Genomic DNA, 1,648 nt, shown 5'->3' on the forward strand with positions numbered 1-1,648 from the left:
CTGAAACCCTCCGCCAGTCCCGATGCCTCGCCTCATTCCATCCACCACGCCTTCCTTTCGCGCCGACGAAGGCCCCACCGGTGTGGGCGCTTCCGGCGGAATTTCACATCTCACCCACACCGAACGAATGAAACGCTTCGGTGAGGAAATCGATGCGATCCGCGTTAGGGCCGAGGCCGATCTGGGAGCGCGGGACGTGACCCGCATTCGCCGGATGAACTGGTTTTCACGGGGAATGGAAGCCGTCGGGCGAACGCTGCTCCACTTCAGCATCGAACCGATCGGATTTTTCGCGGGCGTCGGCGCCTTGTGGGTGCACAAGCAACTGCAAGCGATCGAGATCGGCCACACCGTGCTGCACGGGGTGTATGACCACCTCGAGGGCGGCGATCGATTCAATTCGAAGAAGTTCAGCTGGGACACCCCGATCCATGAGGGAGCCTGGCGGCATGGACACAACGTCGAGCACCATCATTTCACCAACGTCGCGGGCAAGGACCCGGACATCAATTTCGGGCCCGCGCGCCTCACCGAACAAACGCCGCACAAGTGGTTCCACCACCTGCAATTCCCATTCCTGGTCGCGATCCTGGCGCCGAATTTCACGTTCTTCATGAACCTGCATTTCACCGGCCTGAACGACCTCTATTTTGGCAACGGTCGCGCCGCCGAACATCATGACAAGACCGACCGTTCGTGGAAGGCGGTCAAGGCGGCCCACCTCACCGCATTGCGGAAATTCGCGCCCTATTACATCAAGAACTACCTGTTCTTCCCGCTGCTCGCCGGATTGATGTTCTGGAACATGACCATGTTCTGGAAAGTTCTGCTAGGAAACTGGCTGGCTGAAACCCTGCGTGATCTCTACAGCGCCGCCACCATCTACTGCGGCCACACCGGCGAGGACGTCGCCGATTTCCCCGAAGGCACCCGCGCCAAAGGCAAAGGCGAATGGTATGCCATGCAGGTGGAAGCCACCAATAACTTCGAAGTCTGCCTGCCCATCTCCATCCTCTGCGGCGGACTGGATCGCCAAATCGAGCACCACCTGTTCCCCAAACTCCCGCCCGATCGGCTGCGGAAAATCGCCCCCGAAATTCGCGCCGTCTGCGATGCCTATGGCGTCAACTATCGCACCGACACCTGGTGGAAAACCTTGAAAAAAGCGCTCTCCCACATGCGCAACCTCAGTGTCTGCGAACTCGGCCACGCCGCAGTCTAAGACGATTGGCGCCAGTCAATGACCCAAGCGTCGGCCGACTCCGCTCTGCCGCAATTCATGAGGTGCCTTCAGCGCCTCTTCACTTTCCGTAGCTAACAAGCCGCTCCATCCAACACGATCAACACAGAAGAGAACCCATCTTCATCTGCGTTCATCTGCGGTTAAAAAAATCTTAACCGAACCGCATAGTCATTCCTCCAGCAACCGGAGCTATCCCAACTCCTATTACCTGCGGGAAATGGTATAGAACGCTTCCATCAATCCTTCCCGCGTCACTGGCAAGGCATTGGACTCAAACTTATAGATACTATTATCATCGCTATCAGGCAGTTTATCGAAGTCCACCTGCACGCGAGTCTTATCACCATTCAGCTTCACCGACACCGCTTGCAGTGTCTTTTTATGCAGTTCCTTGGAGCCATATTG

General features: G+C 57.1%; 2 protein-coding genes. One reads left to right on the top strand and one right to left on the bottom strand.

Annotated features, from left to right (window positions below; genetic code table 11):
* The first annotated feature begins 22 nt into the window (after positions 1-22).
* Complete coding sequence (locus WBV89_RS20330; RefSeq protein WP_423983150.1) at positions 23-1,222, top strand: fatty acid desaturase family protein; 1,200 nt, start codon at positions 23-25, stop codon at positions 1,220-1,222.
* A gap of 225 nt (positions 1,223-1,447) precedes the next feature.
* Here WBV89_RS20330 and WBV89_RS20335 read toward each other — a convergent pair.
* A partial coding sequence (locus WBV89_RS20335) for a hypothetical protein (RefSeq protein ID WP_423983151.1) occupies positions 1,448-1,648 on the bottom strand: 201 nt, incomplete at its 5' end.

The organism is Ilumatobacter sp., assembly GCF_049588435.1.
Lineage (GTDB): Bacteria > Actinomycetota > Acidimicrobiia > Acidimicrobiales > Ilumatobacteraceae > Ilumatobacter_A.